The following is a 14,686-nucleotide window of genomic DNA, read 5'->3' as shown; positions in this document are numbered from 1 at the left end:
CCCGCAAAAGCTATTGTGTCAGGCAGTGCGGGGAGGTCGCGACTGCCTTCAACGAGCGGACAAGGATCAGAAGAAACCTAACGGATTGATGTCGTAGCTCACCAGTAAGTTTTTGGTTTGTTGATAATGGTTGAGCATCATTTTGTGGTTCTCGCGGCCAATACCTGACTTCTTGTAGCCGCCAAATGCAGCATGAGCAGGATAAAGGTGATAACAGTTAGTCCACACACGTCCCGCTTGAATAGCACGACCCACACGATACGCACGGTTAACATCACGCGTCCAAAGCCCCGCACCCAGACCATATTCTGTGTCATTGGCGAGCGCTAACGCTTCAGCTTCATCTTTGAAGGTGGTAACGGCAATCACTGGACCAAAGATCTCTTCTTGGAACACACGCATGGTGTTGTCGCCTTTGAAGATCGTTGGTTGCACGTAGTAACCACCGTTCAGATCTGTCGAGTGACCGCCCATTAGGACCTCTGCCCCTTCGGCGCGGCCGATGTCCATGTAACCCATGATCTTCTCGAACTGCTCATTGGATGCCTGAGCGCCCACTTGCGTTTCAGTGTCGAGTGGGTTGCCATGTTTAATCGCTTTAGTGCGTTCAATGACCTTAGCGATAAACGCATCGTAGATACTTTCTTGAACCAGCACACGAGATGGACAAGTACAGACTTCACCTTGGTTGAAGAAAGCCAACACACAACCTTCTACCGCTTTGCTGATGTATGCGTCTTCTTGATCCATCACATCTTCAAAGAAGATATTTGGAGATTTACCGCCAAGCTCAACCGTTGAAGGAATGAGGTTGTCAGCGGCGCAGCGCAATACATGATTACCAATGCCCGTTGAACCGGTGAATGCGATTTTCGCAATACGTGTTGAGGTTGCCAGCGCTTGACCCGCCTCCGGGCCCATGCCATTCACCACGTTTAATACCCCAGGTGGGATCAAGTCGCCAATGAGTTCCATCAGCAGCAGGATAGTGGTCGGTGTTTGCTCGGCAGGTTTAAGAACAATACAGTTGCCAGCAGCTAGCGCTGGTGCCAGTTTCCATGCCGCCATTAATAGTGGGAAGTTCCACGGGATTATTTGTCCGACAACACCGAGAGGCTCATGAATGTGGTAGGCCACGGTATTGGCATCGATTTCAGCCGCAGACCCCTCTTGCGACCTAATCGCGCCGGCGAAGTAGCGGAAATGATCGACACAAAGCGGGAGGTCAGCGGCGAGGGTCTCGCGAACAGCCTTGCCATTTTCCCACGTTTCCGCCACGGCCAAGTATTCGATGTTGGCTTCGATGCGATCGGCAATTTTGAGCAAGATGTTTGAACGTTCGGTAGCAGAAGTTGCTCCCCAAGACGCTTTGGCTTGGTGTGCTGCGTCGAGCGCCAGCTCAATGTCTTCTGCGCTTGAACGTGGGATTTCAGCGATGGTATCACCTGTGCAAGGCGAGGTGTCGGTGAAATACTGCCCTTTGATTGGCGGAACCCAGTCACCGCCGATGTAGTTAGCATAACGCGCCTTAAAATTAACGACGGCTCCGTCGGTATTCGGTTTTGCGTAAATCATTGTCCACCCCTTTGGCGATTGTCCCTGTGTCGTCCCCAACCTGTTTGTGAAAAAACCATTGTCTTAGGGAGCACTAGGTTAATTCACAACCCTGTCAGGCGTTATGGATAGAGTATGAAACTCTCACAGGATCTCTCCATCGCCCCATGGTCGGCAAAATCTCATACTTTGGAGGGAGATGAGACCGGGAGCGAGGGCTAGGCCACAGATTTACGCGCTTAACGATGAGTATTATTCGCTCCGCACATCTCTGTCTGTCCCGATTTCAATAACCGCAACACGTTGCATGACGAATACCTGTCGTCAATGGCGATAATTAGACAAGAAAATGCCGAGCATCCGCTCGGCATTGTGGTTTTCATCAAGTGAGTTCAACGCGAAGATTTAGCTCTTCGGCAGCTTGAAAGTCCACACCATGCCACCTTGGTTAAAGTCCTTCACGCGCTTGGCAACGTCGCCCCCCCAAAGCGGTACGGCACCGCCCCAGCCTGACAAGACGGAGATATACTGCTCACCGTCCATGTTCCACGTGACAGGGCTGCCCACGATGCCAGAGCCGGTATTGAACTTGTAAAGCAGCTCGCCCGTCTTGTCATCAAATGCCATCAGATAGCCTTCAGGGTTACCGGTGAAGACTAACCCACCCGCCGTGGTCAGCACGCCGCCCCACAATGGCGCGTAGTTTTTGTATTCCCACACGCGCTCGCCCGTTTTCGGGTCGTATGCACGTAATACGCCGATATAATCGTCGTTAAGCGCCTTAATCGTAAAGCCAGCGCCTAGGTATGCAGCGCCACGTTTATAGGCGACAGGCTCGTTCCAAATGTCCATTTGCCATTCATTGGCGGGGACATAGAACAAACCTGACTTCTGGCTGTACGCCATGGGCATCCAGTTTTTGCCTCCGAGGAAAGAGGGTGCGGCAACCACCGTGCTGCCTTGCTTACCCTCTTTAACGTCCGCAGGGTTACCCGGACGGTTTTCTGCCACATAAAGAGGACGCCCTTTTTCATCGAGGCCCGATGCCCAGCTGATTTTGTCGACAAACGGGAAGCCGCGAATGAATTCACCGTTGGTGCGATTGAGCACATAGAAGAAACCGTTTCGATCGGCGGTTGCTGCCGCTTTCACCTGCTTGCCATTTTCCGTGTAATCGAACGCAATCAGCTCATTCACGCCATCGAAATCCCAACCATCGTGTGGCGTGGTTTGGAAGTGCCAAACAATTTTTCCGTCATCGGGATCAATCGCAAGACGTGAAGAGGAAAAGAGGTTATCGCCCGGACGCATGTGGGAGTTCCATGGCGATGGGTTACCTGTACCAAAGAACAATAAATCGGTGTCTGCGTCATACGTGCCGCCTAACCAAGGTGCTGCGCCACCGCTTTTCCACAGATCCGCAGGCCAGGTTTGACCCGGCTTACCGCCAGAAATACCATTCTCCATTTTCTTACCGTCTTTCCACACATAACCCATGTGCCCTTCGACAGTTGGACGCTCCCAAACCAGTGCGCCGGTTTTGGCGTCATAAGCGCGCACTTTACCAACGATGCCGAATTCACCACCGGAAACGCCGGTGATCACATTGCCTTTGACAATGATGGGTGCCGCAGTGATCGAGTAGCCGTCTTGGTAGTTATCCACGGTTTTCTTCCAACGCACTTTGCCCGTTTTGGCATCCAGCGCCACCAGCTTGGCATCCAAGGTGCCAAATATCACCAGATCGTCGTAGAGAGCGACACCACGGTTGATCACGTCACAACATGGCATGATCCCATCCGGCAGTCGTGCGTCGTACTGCCAAAGCTCATCACCCGTTTTTACGTCAATGGCGTAAACGCGTGAGTAAGACCCCGTCACATACATGACGCCGTCTTTGACCATGGGTTGGCTTTCTTGACCGCGTTGTTTTTCCCCACCGAGTGAGAAGGCCCACACAGGGCGAATTTCTTTTACCGTTTCACGGTTAATAGATTCAATAGGACTGTACCGTTGCCCTCTGAGCCCGAGACCATAAGTCACTATATCCTCAGTGGTTTCCTGATCGGCGAGGATGTCTTCGTCCGTGACACCTGCATAGACCGGCGCGGCGGTCAAAGCGAGTGAGAGCGCAGCATACATGCTGCAGCGTTTGAATGACTTTGCTGTCATGGGAATTCCTCTTTGTTGGCTAACTGCTTTGGTAAGCGTGTCGTGATTGTCATGCCTGCCCTATCTCGCCCAATTTCGCCGCATCGCGACCTTGATTTGACGGGGAAGCAGACGCTAAACGTTAAGGGGGCGCAGGCAAATAACGGCTCGGCAATTGATAGCTGACGCCATACTTTTCGCCCCAGCGTAAGAAGTCGCCGTTTTCGATATGTGCGACCACAATGTCTTCCAGTGCATACGCCAACTGACGGTAGTTTGTGTGCACAGCGATTCCGAGCTCCCAGTCGGCGCGACCAAGTAAAGGGAACGCAAGTTCAGTAAGTTGTTGTGTGTGGTTAACCTTGGGTGGTGCGCTTTGATCTGATTTATCGAACGATGATGCGTCTGCAGAGGCTTGCTGATTCAGCCACTCAAGCTGTGAACTCATGCCCATCACCATGGCAACCTCACCGCTTGTGAGTGCTGAAAAAGCCTCGGTGACAGTAGGAAAAGTATGGGTGTTGTCGCGAAAGCGCCCACCGTAGGCGGTGGTCAAATAAAACTGCGGCACGGTATCAACTTCCACCCCAACAGGGTGGTACATAAAGCGCGCCGCCGTTTGTGGTGTGTCGAGTTTGACGGTGTCATAGGCCAGTAACCAACGCTCACGTTGATATGGTGCAAACATGTGCACTAGCTCGTGCGCAGGCAAACCCAGATCGTCCCGCTGCATGGCGAACTCTCTGTCATAAGGCACACGCAGCATCACGTCGGCTTTCACGCGCTGGCCGTCGTCACTGGAGAGATTCATGCCCTTCCAAAGATAGTTGCGCATGTCATCCTCAACGGTTTCGTCTGGCGTCATCCATTGCAGATTGAGCGCCACCCCCAAGCCTTGCGCCAAAGCCTTGGCGAGTTCGATATCTATTCCCGCCGGATGCCCATTGGCATCGCTAAACGAATAAGGCGGAAAGTCGCGATATACCGCAATGTTCACCACGCCTCTTGCTTGAATGTCGTCATAAGACAGCGCAAAGGAAGGCCCTACTTGCAGCATCCATGTCGCAAGCAGTATGAAGAAAAAGTGAGCAAGCCTTGTGGGGTTAAACGACAGAATTCGAGTCATCGCGGCGCTCCTCTGTTAACCGTTTTCCGGCGCCACAGATTCAAGCCATGTGCGAATAGCCCAAAGTGCTTCTTGATTCAGATGCTCTGTCATTTTTGGCATGTATACCGCGCCATTGCGCACCGCACCGTTTTGCACGCGATAGATGTACCACTCATCCCCGTCATAATCGGGCGCCAGCAAACGGAGATCCGGTGCAATACCTCCAGAAATACCTTCAAGGCCATGACAGCGAGCGCAGTTTTGGTTGTATGCCGATGCGCCAATGCGTTCTATTTCACCTCGAACCTCTCCCGTTTGGTCTCGATAAGGATTGGTGTCCGTCCAGTCAGCACCCAGCACAGGGATGCTTGATGTATCAATAGATTGCGGGGTGACATTGCCATGAGCAAAAACAAGCTGTGAACTGAGTGCCGCGACAAGTGCGACGGCGGTGACTAAGCAGATATTGCGTTCAACCTTTTCCATGTGGCGCTAACTCCCTTTTTCAATCAATGCGTTTTTTAAACACGTTTTAATCGGTACAGGGAGAAGTGTAGGAGCGGCAATGTATTGAGAACATGCTACAAAAGCGGGGGTATTCCTCATTCTTTGGGAGGATTTTTTTAAAACAGAGACCCGCTTTTTGGCAAAAGCCGACCACACTGCATACAGTAAAGACGGAATTTCATACGGAGTGTTTTAACCAATGGATAGACTTGCTGTGCGCGTCAACAGACGGATAATGACACTTTGTGGGCCGCTCTTTGCCACGTTCTTTTCTTGTATGACATTTGCCAGCGTCAACATCGAAATAGGCCTTTTACGGCAGCCCATCGATACCTCCACCGCCGCGCCGGTCTACCTTAGAGAACCAGAGAATAATGGCGAGGCAGGGGCAACCTTGTCGATAGGTGATGCCAATGGCACCGGCAAATTTTTGGGTCAAAAATACAGCCTGCGCACCGAAACCAACGCAGATAATGCCCAGTTAAACGCCACCGCGAACCAGTGGTACCAAGACGGTGTGCGTTTTTTCCTGACCGATGTAGATACCCCTTCTCTCGTCGATTTGCGAAAGGCACTACCGGACGATGCCGTGCTTCTCAACATCGGTAATCAAGACGATACCTTGCGCACGTCAACCTGCCTGCCGAATACCCTGCATACCGCCCTCAGTTACAGCATGCGCGCCGACGCTATTGCGCAATGGCTCAGAGTACGTCGACTCAATCGCGTATTTTTGGTCTCGGGAACGTCGCAAGAAGACAAGGCCTTTTTGGCGACAGTCAAACGCACACTGAATAAATTCAATCACAAGGTAGTTGCAGAGAAGGTGTGGAATTTTGACACCGACCTTCGCCGAACTGCGTCAGCGGAATTGCCTTTGTTTACCCAAGCGAGCGATTACGACGTGGTGTGGGTTGTCGACGAAAGCAACCTGTTTGGCCAGCATTTGCCTTACAACACTTGGCTACCTCGCCCTGTGGTTGGCACACACGGCCTTCGCGCCGACGGTTGGCACTACGTGATTGAGCAATGGGGCGCGGTTCAGCTGCAAAATCGCTTCAATGATTTGTTCGCCCGCACCATGAGCGCTAAAGATTATGCCGCGTGGGTCGCGGTGCGTTCAGTCAACGAGGCTGTCACCGCCTCCAATACGGCTGACATAGCCACCTTACTGCCCTTTATGTTGGGCGAGCGTTTTCAGCTTGCCGCATACAAAGGTCGCAAGCTGACCTATCGCTCATGGAATGGGCAACTTCGCCAAACCGTGCCGCTGTTTGACGATCAGGCTCTGATTGCTTCCGCACCATTTGACGGTTTTCTGCACCCTCGCAACGAACTGGACTCTCTCGGCATTGATCGCGCCCAAAGCCAATGCCGCTTATACCCTTCACCCGATAACGCATAAGGACATCACGTTATGACTCTGACTCGCTCACTGCTTGCACTGATACTTGGTGCCTTGCTGACTTCGCCAGCGATGGCCAAGGAACTTGCCTATGTGGCCAATGAAAAAGACGACACCCTGAGTGTGATTGATATGGATACCATGGAAGTGGTCAACACCATCGCTGTGGGCGATCGCCCTCGAGGCATCGAACTCAGTAAGGACGGCACGCAGCTTTACATCTGCGCCAGTGAATCTGACACCGTACAAGTGCTCGATCTGGCGACCAACACCTTAGTGGGTGAATTACCATCAGGGGAAGATCCTGAATTGTTCGCCCTTCATCCAGATGGCAAACGCCTTTACATCGCCAATGAAGACGATGCATTAATGACAGTGGTGGATATTCCAAGCGCCAGCGTGATCGCGCAAGTGGAAGTGGGTGTGGAGCCGGAAGGTGTTGCAGTCAGCCCGGATGGAAACACCGCGATCATTACCTCTGAAACCTCCAACATGGTTCATTGGATTGATACCAAAACCAACGCTATGGTGCACAACACCTTGGTCGATGCACGTCCACGCTATGCCGAGTTCACTCCTGACGGTAAGCAGCTTTGGGTCAGTGCAGAAATCGGCGGCACAGTATCTGTTATTGATACTGCCAGCAAAGAGATCATCAAGAAAATCAACTTTGCCCCCAAAGGCGTGCACAAAGACAAAGTGCAACCCGTCGGCGTTCGCCTGACCGGTGATGGAAAAACGGCGTTTGTCGCATTAGGTCCAGCAAACCACGTGGCGGTAGTTAATACTGATACGTTAGAAGTGGAGGACTACTTGTTGGTAGGTCGCCGCGTGTGGCAAATGGCGTTTAACGGGGCGCAGGACAGATTGCTTGCCACCAATGGCGTCAGTGGTGATGTGTCGATCATCGACGTGCCAAACCGAAAGGTACTAAAAACCGTCAAAGTCGGCCGCTACCCTTGGGGTGTTGCAGTCAAAGAGGCGAACTAATCCATTCATGATAGATGTTAGCGAACTCACTCACCGATATGGCGCGCGTCTTGCGCTAAACGATATCACCCTGTCGCTCGGACAGGGTTTGCATATGTTGCTTGGGCCCAACGGCGCGGGGAAAAGCACGCTATTTTCGCTGCTGACCCAGCTCACGCCCTGCCAACAAGGGGACATCAAACTACTGAGTGAAAGCCCTAGCCGGCGCACCATGGCCAAACTAGGCGTGGTGTTTCAGCAAAGTACGCTGGATATGGATTTGACCGTGGCGCAAAACCTCAGTTATTACGGGGCACTGCACGGTTTCAGCAAAGCGCAAAGCATGGATAAAGCCTCGCCTTTGTTGGCGCACTTTGCGCTATCAGATCGGCTTCACGACAAAGTGCGTTCATTGAACGGCGGACACCGTCGTCGCACCGAACTTGTTCGCGCTTTGATGCACTCTCCTTCGATATTGCTGTTGGATGAGCCTACCAGCGGGCTGGATCCCAAAGCGCGCAAATCACTGTCCGATGCTGTGCGTGCCCTTTGCGAGCAGCAACCACTTTGTGTGCTGTGGGCAACCCATTTGATTGAAGAAGTGGATGACGATGACGACGTGCTGATCTTACACCGCGGTAAATTACAGGCACACAACAAAGCCAGCACTTTACGCAGCCTGCATCAACACCCCACACTGGCAAAAGTGTTTGCAGCATTGACCACGGATGATGAAAACACGGAGGCCGCCCGATGACCTATTGGTATGCCTTTGTTGGGATCTGCTATCGCGAATGGCTACGTTTTTTCTCTCAGCGGGCGCGTTTTGCCGCCAGTTTAGTCAGGCCGCTGCTGTGGCTTATTGTGTTTGCGGCAGGTTTTCGGGCAACGCTCGGCATCGCCATCATGGAGCCCTATTCCACTTACATCAATTACGAGGAATACATACTGCCGGGTTTGTGCGCCATGATCTTGCTGTTCAATGGTATGCAAAGTTCACTGTCGATCGTGTATGACCGCGAAATGGGCAGCATCAAAGTCTTACTCACCAGCCCTTTGCCTAGACCGTTCTTGTTGCTTTCAAAACAAATTGCGAGCGCATTGGTCAGCGTTTTGCAGGTCGGCGTATTCTTGGTCATCGCAGCCCTTTATGACAGACCGCTTGAGCCGATGGGTTACATTCTGGCGATCCCGGCCCTTTTTCTCACCGCCCTCATGCTCAGTGCGATCGGGATTGTGATTGCCTCTCGCATCAAGCAATTGGAAAATTTCGCGGGGGTGATGAATTTTGTCATCTTCCCGATGTTTTTTCTCTCTTCCGCGCTCTACCCGCTTTGGAAGATGCAAGAAGCCAGCGTGTGGCTGTATGAGATTTGCCGCTTTAATCCCTTCACATTTGGCGTCGAGTTAATACGTTTTGCACTGTATAAACAATTAAATGTCACCGCCCTGCTGGTGGTTTTTGCCTGTACCTTGGTGTTTGTTATTCTTGCGGTTGCGGGCTTTCAGCCCACGCGAGATCAAGGAAAAGGCGGACGCTAGCATCGTTTTTTGCTTGTTTCAGTTAACCGCTTGTCAGTAACCTTTTCGCTCCTGCAGCAATCCTTTCAGCCACAACAACAGGCATAAAAAAACCGCGCCAAGGCGCGGTTTTCGAAACTCACATTGCTTAAAAGCAATTAGAAGTTCAGCTCAACACCACCGAAGAAGCCGTCGTTCATGAACTTAGCTGGGCCGCTGAAATATTTGAAGTCGTAATCTTGAACACGGTAACCCGCTTTGAAGTTCAGATCTGCCGCAACAAGACCCAGTGTGAACAATACGCCCGCTTCCGCATCAACCGTGCTGGTTTCATCGTAGCTACCAAAGCTAAATGTACCGAACAAAGACACTGGCGTTGCTGGAATACCCAGACGCACATCACTGTAGACAGCGGGTTGCCACTCATCGAAGTTCTGACCCGCAAAACGACCATCGAATTTCTGCAGGTTCAGGCCGATATCGAAAGAAATCAGGTCATTGTCCAGAATTTCATAGTAAGCAATCAGATCATACTGAGTGAAGTCAGTATTAAACTTCTCAGATTCAACACCGGTGTAACGAATTTTTGCGTTAGGCACCAATGGGATGAAGTGTTCAAATGCGACGTAGTAAGAGCCCTGAACACTTGCATCATCAGCGCGAACATCGTTGATTTTCGCATCGGCGTACCAAGCATCGACGCCCGCTTTCGCGCCCAAAAGTACCGCTGATTGCGCAGGCAGAGAAACGGTTGCTGCTACGGCTAACGCAGCAAGAGAAAGGTTTAATTTTTTCATTGAAAGGACTCCGCCTTACATTTTGCAGTTTATGGTTTGCGAGGACTATAGCAAAACTGACACAAAAATTCCGCATAAACTGTCGTAATTTCATGCGGAGTCATCAATATAAATCTGGACACTAAAGGGGGTTTCCCCCCATATCATTGTCGCGTTAGTAGCGGCGCGCTCGATCACTGCGGCGTGAACGCTTGTGGTAATAGTCTCGGGCATTTGTCGCCGTTTTGTCGCGCCCTTTTAGCAACCAAATAATCACCGCAATCAAAATAATCCATGGCAACATCTTAAACACCAAGCCAATCATACCCGCCAGTGCCATCACGACGAAGCCCACTACCATGGCTGCAATCACGCCAATAAAACTAATGCCTGTGGCTAACAATGCAATGGTGAAGCCCACCAGAAATAGAAACTCAATCATCAGACTCTCCTCAAGTACACAGTGACATTCCCAATTATGTTCAGGTATTGCACAAAGCAGGCCAACTTTACTAGCCGTTATAAATCAGAGAGATAACAAAAAAGCGTAACGATTAACTCGCTACGCCTTCCTATTTATTGGTAAATCACACCAATCCTTGCGGTAATTTTAACCAGCATTTTGCTGGTAATGTTTATACATTTAACTCAGCAGGGATTTTCGCCAATGCCGCTTCAAGCACTTCAATACCTGAGCCGGGTTTATGCGCATTTTCGCTGATGTAACGACGCCATTGACGTGCGCCAGGCATGTTTTGGAATATGCCCAACATGTGACGACTAATGTGATTCAGGTGAGCGCCTTTGCTTAGCTGCTCTTCAATGTAAGGGAACATGGCTTTCACCGCGTCACTGCGCTTAATGATCGGCGCATTGCTACCGAACAGACGCTGATCAACTTCTGCCATCATGTACGGGCTTTGGTAGGCCTCACGGCCAATCATCACACCGTCCATGAATTGCAAATGCGCTTCGGCTTCTTCAAGAGATTTGATACCACCATTAATGGCCATCGTCAGATGTGGAAAGTCTTTTTTCAGCTGATAAACACGCGGGTAGTCCAGCGGCGGGATTTCACGGTTTTCTTTCGGGCTCAAACCAGAAAGCCACGCCTTACGGGCATGAATGGTGAAGTTGTCACAGCCTGATTTCTCGTGAACTGTGCGCACGAAATCGACCAAGAACTCGTAGCTGTCTTGGTCATCAATACCGATACGAGTTTTCACGGTAACCGGAATATCCACCACGGCTTTCATAGCTGAAACACACTGCGCCACCAGCTCGGCTTCACCCATCAAGCACGCACCGAAACGGCCGTTTTGCACACGATCAGACGGGCAACCCACGTTCAAGTTAATTTCGTCATAGCCACGCTCAACCGCCAGTTTGGCACAAGTTGCGAGATCGACAGGGTTAGAACCGCCCAATTGCAAAGACACAGGATGCTCTTCTTCATTAAACAGTAAAAAATCACCTTTACCGTGAATGATTGCACCCGTGGTCACCATCTCTGTATACAGCAGCGCGTTCTTCGAAAGAATGCGGTGGAAGTAGCGACAATGACGGTCAGTCCAATCGAGCATCGGCGCGACGGAGAAACGGGCTGACGGGTATGACAAACCCTCAGGCACGCTGCCTGATTGCGGGTTGTGAATGTCAGTAGTTTCGTTAAGCATGGATCGACCTCATTGCACTTAGTGACGCAAAAATGCCACCAAAAGCAGCACCTGATAAAAAGTGAGCGGATTCTACCTCAAAGTGTGAGCTGGACCAAATAGCAGAGAATCTGAAATGCACTGCCGTTAACGTAAGACCGCAAAAATATTCAACGGCACATGTTTATGCCTCGATTCACCCCTCTACATGTGCGGCAGCTACAACATTCACAAACTACAATGTCTCAAAAGGCGAACCACGGTCACGGCCTTGAGAGTGCGTGTTTTGTTTGCTGTGATAGAATAACAACCTCAATCTGATTTTTGAGGTCTTATGGCCAATCATTCACAACTCATCGCCCGAGCCCAATCTCTGTGTGAACAACGGGGCGTGCGGATGACTGCACAACGGGAACGAGTGTATGACATCATCATTCAGAGTAAGCGTGCGATCAGCGCTTATGATCTGCTTGATGTGTTGAGGGAAGTCGAGCCGCAGGCCAAGCCACCAACTGTTTATAGAGCACTCGATTTTTTGCTTTCTCAGGGGTTTGTGCACAAAGTTGAATCGACTAACTGCTTTATTGCTTGCTGTCTGCCCGGTCATGAGCAACATTGCTCTCAACTGTTGATTTGCGATACGTGCGGTACGGTAGAAGAATGTCATGCCGACACCTTGTCTAACGCCCTTCAAAAAAAAGCAAGTCAGGTTGGTTTTGTAGTGAGTCATCACGTCATTGAAACCCATGGAACATGCCACATATGCCAGCTGGCACCACATAAAATGCAGTAGGACGGTGAAGAGTTATTATGCGCGCTGAATTTGTAAACCCATTTTTGTCTTCATTGGTGAATGTGCTGACCACGATGGCGCAGCTAGAAATCACTCCAAAGAAGCCGCAGTTAAAGAAAACAGAAATCGCGAAAGGCGATGTCTCTGGTTTGATCGGCATGGTTGGCGATAAAACCAAAGGCTCTCTATCTGTTACGTTTGAAGAAGAACTTGCGCTAGAAATCATGAATCGCATGTTGGGTGAGCGCCCAACGTCAATCGATGCTGATGTTACCGATATGGTCGGAGAAATCACCAACATGGTGACGGGCGGAGCGAAGCGCATACTGGCTGAGAAAGGCTTCGATTTTGAAATGGCGACACCAATTGTGGTGTCAGGAAAAAATCACACCATTACCCACAAGAGCGAAGGCCAGATTATTATCATGCCGTTTGACTCTGAATTTGGTCGTGCATACATCGAAATCTGTTTCGATTAGTCATATATTCCAAATAAAAAAACGCCGCAATTGCGGCGTTTTTTCTTTTCTAGTCAAACAGTTTGCTTATGCGCGCCACTGTTTGAACGTGTTAATCAAACCATTGGTTGAGCTGTCGTGGCTATCCACGTTTTGTTGGTCTGCGAGCTCTGGCAAGATTTGGTTCGCTAATTGTTTACCCAACTCTACGCCCCACTGATCGAAGCTAAAGATATTCCAGATAACACCTTGCGCGAAGATTTTGTGCTCGTACATCGCAATCAATGCACCCAGCGAACGCGGAGTAATTTGTTTTACCAAGATTGAGTTGGTTGGACGGTTACCTTCGAACACTTTGAATGGCACAAGCTCAGCAACTTCTGCGGCAGTTTTGCCTGCTGCGATGAATTCCGCTTCCACTTGTTCGCGAGTTTTACCAAACGCCAACGCCTCGGTTTGGGCGAAGAAGTTGGCCATCAGTTTCGGATGGTGATCGCTTAACGGATTGTGACTGATCGCTGGCGCAATAAAATCACAAGGAATGATCTTGGTGCCTTGGTGGATCAACTGGTAGAACGCATGCTGGCCATTGGTACCTGGCTCACCCCAGATGATTGGGCCAGTTTGGTAATCAACAGGCAGGCCATCACGATCGACATACTTACCGTTTGATTCCATGTTGCCTTGCTGGAAGTATGCCGCAAAACGATGTAAGTATTGGTCATACGGTAAAATCGCTTCTGATTCTGCGCCGAAGAAGTTGTTGTACCAAACACCAATCAATGCCAACAGTACTGGCAAGTTTTCAGAGAACGGGGTTTGCTGGAAGTGGTTATCCATGTCATGCGCACCGGCCAACAACTCGATGAAGTTGTCATAACCCACAGACAGACAAATTGACAAACCAATCGCCGACCACAGTGAATAGCGGCCGCCAACCCAATCCCAAAACTCAAACATGTTGTCGGTGTCGATGCCAAACTCAGCGACCGATTTCGCATTGGTAGAAAGCGCTGCGAAGTGTTTCGCCACATGTGCTTGGTCTTCTGCTTTCGCCAAAAACCAATCACGTGCTGACAATGCGTTGGTCATGGTTTCTTGTGTTGTGAAAGTTTTTGATGCAACCAAGAACAAGGTCGTTTCTGGGTTCAGATCTTTCAGCGTTTCGGCGATATGGGTGCCATCTACGTTGGAAACAAAGTGCAGGTTCAAGCGCGTTTTGTAAGAGGCTAGCGCTTCACTCACCATGTATGGCCCCAGATCAGAACCGCCGATACCGATGTTTACAACGTCAGTGATTTCTTTGCCGGTGTAACCTTTCCACTCACCACCAATCACACGCTCAGAGAAGGCTTTCATCTTCTCAAGAACCGCGTTGACATGTGGCATCACATCTTCACCATCAACCATAATTGGCGTGTTGCTACGATTTCGCAGCGCAACGTGCAGGACTGCACGATCTTCTGTTTGGTTGATTTTGTCGCCACGGAACATAGCGGCGATAGCGTCTTTCAGCTGGGTTTCATCGGCCAACGCGAACAATTTGTCTAGCGTCTGCTCACTGATGAGGTTTTTAGAATAATCGAGCAGAATGCCGTCGCCAAAACGAACAGAGAACTTGTCAAAACGGTTTGCGTCACTAGCAAACAGCTTTGTGAGGGTCAAATCCTTCGCATCTTCAAAATGGGCGGTCAGCGCTTTCCACGCGGCCGTTTGCGTCGGATTGATGGACTTCAACATAATTATTATTCCTTTGTAGACAGAGTCTGTTGACGCGGGCACTGCTATC

Annotated in this window: 14 protein-coding genes; 6 read left to right on the top strand and 8 right to left on the bottom strand. The window is 50.4% G+C overall.

The features are described 5' to 3' along the window. Window positions 1-66: 66 nt before the first annotated feature. The 4 genes from AB8599_RS01350 to pedF form a co-directional block, all read right to left on the bottom strand. The gene (locus AB8599_RS01350; protein ID WP_407332025.1) at window positions 67-1,575 is read right to left on the bottom strand and encodes an aldehyde dehydrogenase family protein; all 1,509 of its coding nucleotides are present in this window, start codon (window positions 1,573-1,575) and stop codon (window positions 67-69) included. A 384-nt stretch (window positions 1,576-1,959) separates the two neighbouring features. Next, window positions 1,960-3,726, bottom strand: coding sequence for a PQQ-dependent methanol/ethanol family dehydrogenase (locus AB8599_RS01345; RefSeq protein WP_407332024.1), 1,767 nt, complete (start codon window positions 3,724-3,726; stop codon window positions 1,960-1,962). A 121-nt stretch (window positions 3,727-3,847) separates the two neighbouring features. Next, window positions 3,848-4,831, bottom strand: a complete 984-nt coding sequence (locus tag AB8599_RS01340) for a transporter substrate-binding domain-containing protein (RefSeq protein ID WP_407332023.1) — start codon at window positions 4,829-4,831, stop codon at window positions 3,848-3,850. Window positions 4,832-4,846: 15 nt separating this feature from the next. Next, a complete protein-coding gene (gene pedF / locus AB8599_RS01335; protein ID WP_407332022.1) occupies window positions 4,847-5,299 on the bottom strand; it encodes a cytochrome c-550 PedF in 453 nt (150 codons plus the stop codon). Between the two features lie 256 nt (window positions 5,300-5,555). Between pedF and AB8599_RS01330 the strand changes: the two genes are divergently transcribed. From AB8599_RS01330 to AB8599_RS01315, 4 genes are read left to right on the top strand one after another with little or no spacing between them, the layout of a single operon-like run. Continuing rightward, complete coding sequence (locus tag AB8599_RS01330; RefSeq protein WP_407333157.1) at window positions 5,556-6,725, top strand: ABC transporter substrate-binding protein; 1,170 nt, start codon at window positions 5,556-5,558, stop codon at window positions 6,723-6,725. Window positions 6,726-6,737: 12 nt separating this feature from the next. Then, a complete protein-coding gene (locus AB8599_RS01325) occupies window positions 6,738-7,715 on the top strand; it encodes a YVTN family beta-propeller repeat protein (RefSeq protein ID WP_407332021.1) in 978 nt (325 codons plus the stop codon). A gap of 7 nt (window positions 7,716-7,722) precedes the next feature. Next, window positions 7,723-8,451: an ATP-binding cassette domain-containing protein gene (locus AB8599_RS01320; RefSeq protein ID WP_407332020.1), complete on the top strand. Its 729-nt coding sequence runs from the start codon at window positions 7,723-7,725 to the stop codon at window positions 8,449-8,451. Beyond that, on the top strand, window positions 8,448-9,236 hold the full coding sequence (locus AB8599_RS01315) for an ABC transporter permease (RefSeq protein WP_407332018.1): 789 nt from the start codon (window positions 8,448-8,450) through the stop codon (window positions 9,234-9,236). Before AB8599_RS01320 ends, AB8599_RS01315 begins: the two co-directional genes overlap by 4 nt. Window positions 9,237-9,373: 137 nt before the next feature. Here AB8599_RS01315 and AB8599_RS01310 read toward each other — a convergent pair whose 3' ends face one another. From AB8599_RS01310 to dusA, 3 genes are all read right to left on the bottom strand, one after another. Continuing rightward, window positions 9,374-10,012 carry a TIGR04219 family outer membrane beta-barrel protein gene (locus AB8599_RS01310; protein WP_407332017.1) on the bottom strand — a complete coding sequence of 213 codons (639 nt, stop codon included), beginning with the start codon at window positions 10,010-10,012 and terminating at the stop codon, window positions 9,374-9,376. Window positions 10,013-10,166: 154 nt separating this feature from the next. Continuing rightward, entirely contained in the window at window positions 10,167-10,433 is a 267-nt protein-coding gene (gene pspG, locus AB8599_RS01305) for an envelope stress response protein PspG (protein ID WP_407332016.1), read from the bottom strand. Window positions 10,434-10,626: 193 nt separating this feature from the next. Continuing rightward, on the bottom strand, window positions 10,627-11,667 hold the full coding sequence (gene dusA / locus AB8599_RS01300; protein ID WP_407332015.1) for a tRNA dihydrouridine(20/20a) synthase DusA: 1,041 nt from the start codon (window positions 11,665-11,667) through the stop codon (window positions 10,627-10,629). A gap of 313 nt (window positions 11,668-11,980) precedes the next feature. Here dusA and zur point away from each other — a divergent pair, with 313 nt between their 5' ends. Beyond that, entirely contained in the window at window positions 11,981-12,439 is a 459-nt protein-coding gene (zur, locus tag AB8599_RS01295; RefSeq protein WP_407332014.1) for a zinc uptake transcriptional repressor Zur, read from the top strand. A 17-nt stretch (window positions 12,440-12,456) separates the two neighbouring features. After that, window positions 12,457-12,918 (top strand): chemotaxis protein CheX, encoded by a 462-nt coding sequence (locus AB8599_RS01290; protein WP_407332013.1) that lies wholly within the window; start codon window positions 12,457-12,459, stop codon window positions 12,916-12,918. 66 nt (window positions 12,919-12,984) lie between these two features. Here AB8599_RS01290 and pgi read toward each other — a convergent pair whose 3' ends face one another. Beyond that, window positions 12,985-14,637, bottom strand: a complete 1,653-nt coding sequence (gene pgi, locus AB8599_RS01285; RefSeq protein ID WP_407332012.1) for a glucose-6-phosphate isomerase — start codon at window positions 14,635-14,637, stop codon at window positions 12,985-12,987. Window positions 14,638-14,686 lie beyond the last annotated feature (49 nt).

Origin of the sequence: Enterovibrio litoreus (assembly GCF_045679545.1) — a bacterium.
Taxonomy (GTDB): domain Bacteria; phylum Pseudomonadota; class Gammaproteobacteria; order Enterobacterales; family Vibrionaceae; genus Enterovibrio.
This window is presented reverse-complemented; position numbering and strand designations above follow the sequence as displayed.

What these genes read in the sequence shown, in the direction of transcription:
- AB8599_RS01350 (WP_407332025.1), bottom strand. Translation starts at nt 1,575, where the DNA reads ATGATTTACGCAAAACCGAATACCGACGGAGCCGTCGTTAATTTTAAG.
- AB8599_RS01345 (WP_407332024.1), bottom strand. Translation starts at nt 3,726, where the DNA reads ATGACAGCAAAGTCATTCAAACGCTGCAGCATGTATGCTGCGCTCTCA.
- AB8599_RS01340 (WP_407332023.1), bottom strand. Translation starts at nt 4,831, where the DNA reads ATGACTCGAATTCTGTCGTTTAACCCCACAAGGCTTGCTCACTTTTTC.
- pedF (WP_407332022.1), bottom strand. Translation starts at nt 5,299, where the DNA reads ATGGAAAAGGTTGAACGCAATATCTGCTTAGTCACCGCCGTCGCACTT.
- AB8599_RS01330 (WP_407333157.1), top strand. Translation starts at nt 5,556, where the DNA reads ATGACACTTTGTGGGCCGCTCTTTGCCACGTTCTTTTCTTGTATGACA.
- AB8599_RS01325 (WP_407332021.1), top strand. Translation starts at nt 6,738, where the DNA reads ATGACTCTGACTCGCTCACTGCTTGCACTGATACTTGGTGCCTTGCTG.
- AB8599_RS01320 (WP_407332020.1), top strand. Translation starts at nt 7,723, where the DNA reads ATGATAGATGTTAGCGAACTCACTCACCGATATGGCGCGCGTCTTGCG.
- AB8599_RS01315 (WP_407332018.1), top strand. Translation starts at nt 8,448, where the DNA reads ATGACCTATTGGTATGCCTTTGTTGGGATCTGCTATCGCGAATGGCTA.
- AB8599_RS01310 (WP_407332017.1), bottom strand. Translation starts at nt 10,012, where the DNA reads ATGAAAAAATTAAACCTTTCTCTTGCTGCGTTAGCCGTAGCAGCAACC.
- pspG (WP_407332016.1), bottom strand. Translation starts at nt 10,433, where the DNA reads ATGATTGAGTTTCTATTTCTGGTGGGCTTCACCATTGCATTGTTAGCC.
- dusA (WP_407332015.1), bottom strand. Translation starts at nt 11,667, where the DNA reads ATGCTTAACGAAACTACTGACATTCACAACCCGCAATCAGGCAGCGTG.
- zur (WP_407332014.1), top strand. Translation starts at nt 11,981, where the DNA reads ATGGCCAATCATTCACAACTCATCGCCCGAGCCCAATCTCTGTGTGAA.
- AB8599_RS01290 (WP_407332013.1), top strand. Translation starts at nt 12,457, where the DNA reads ATGCGCGCTGAATTTGTAAACCCATTTTTGTCTTCATTGGTGAATGTG.
- pgi (WP_407332012.1), bottom strand. Translation starts at nt 14,637, where the DNA reads ATGTTGAAGTCCATCAATCCGACGCAAACGGCCGCGTGGAAAGCGCTG.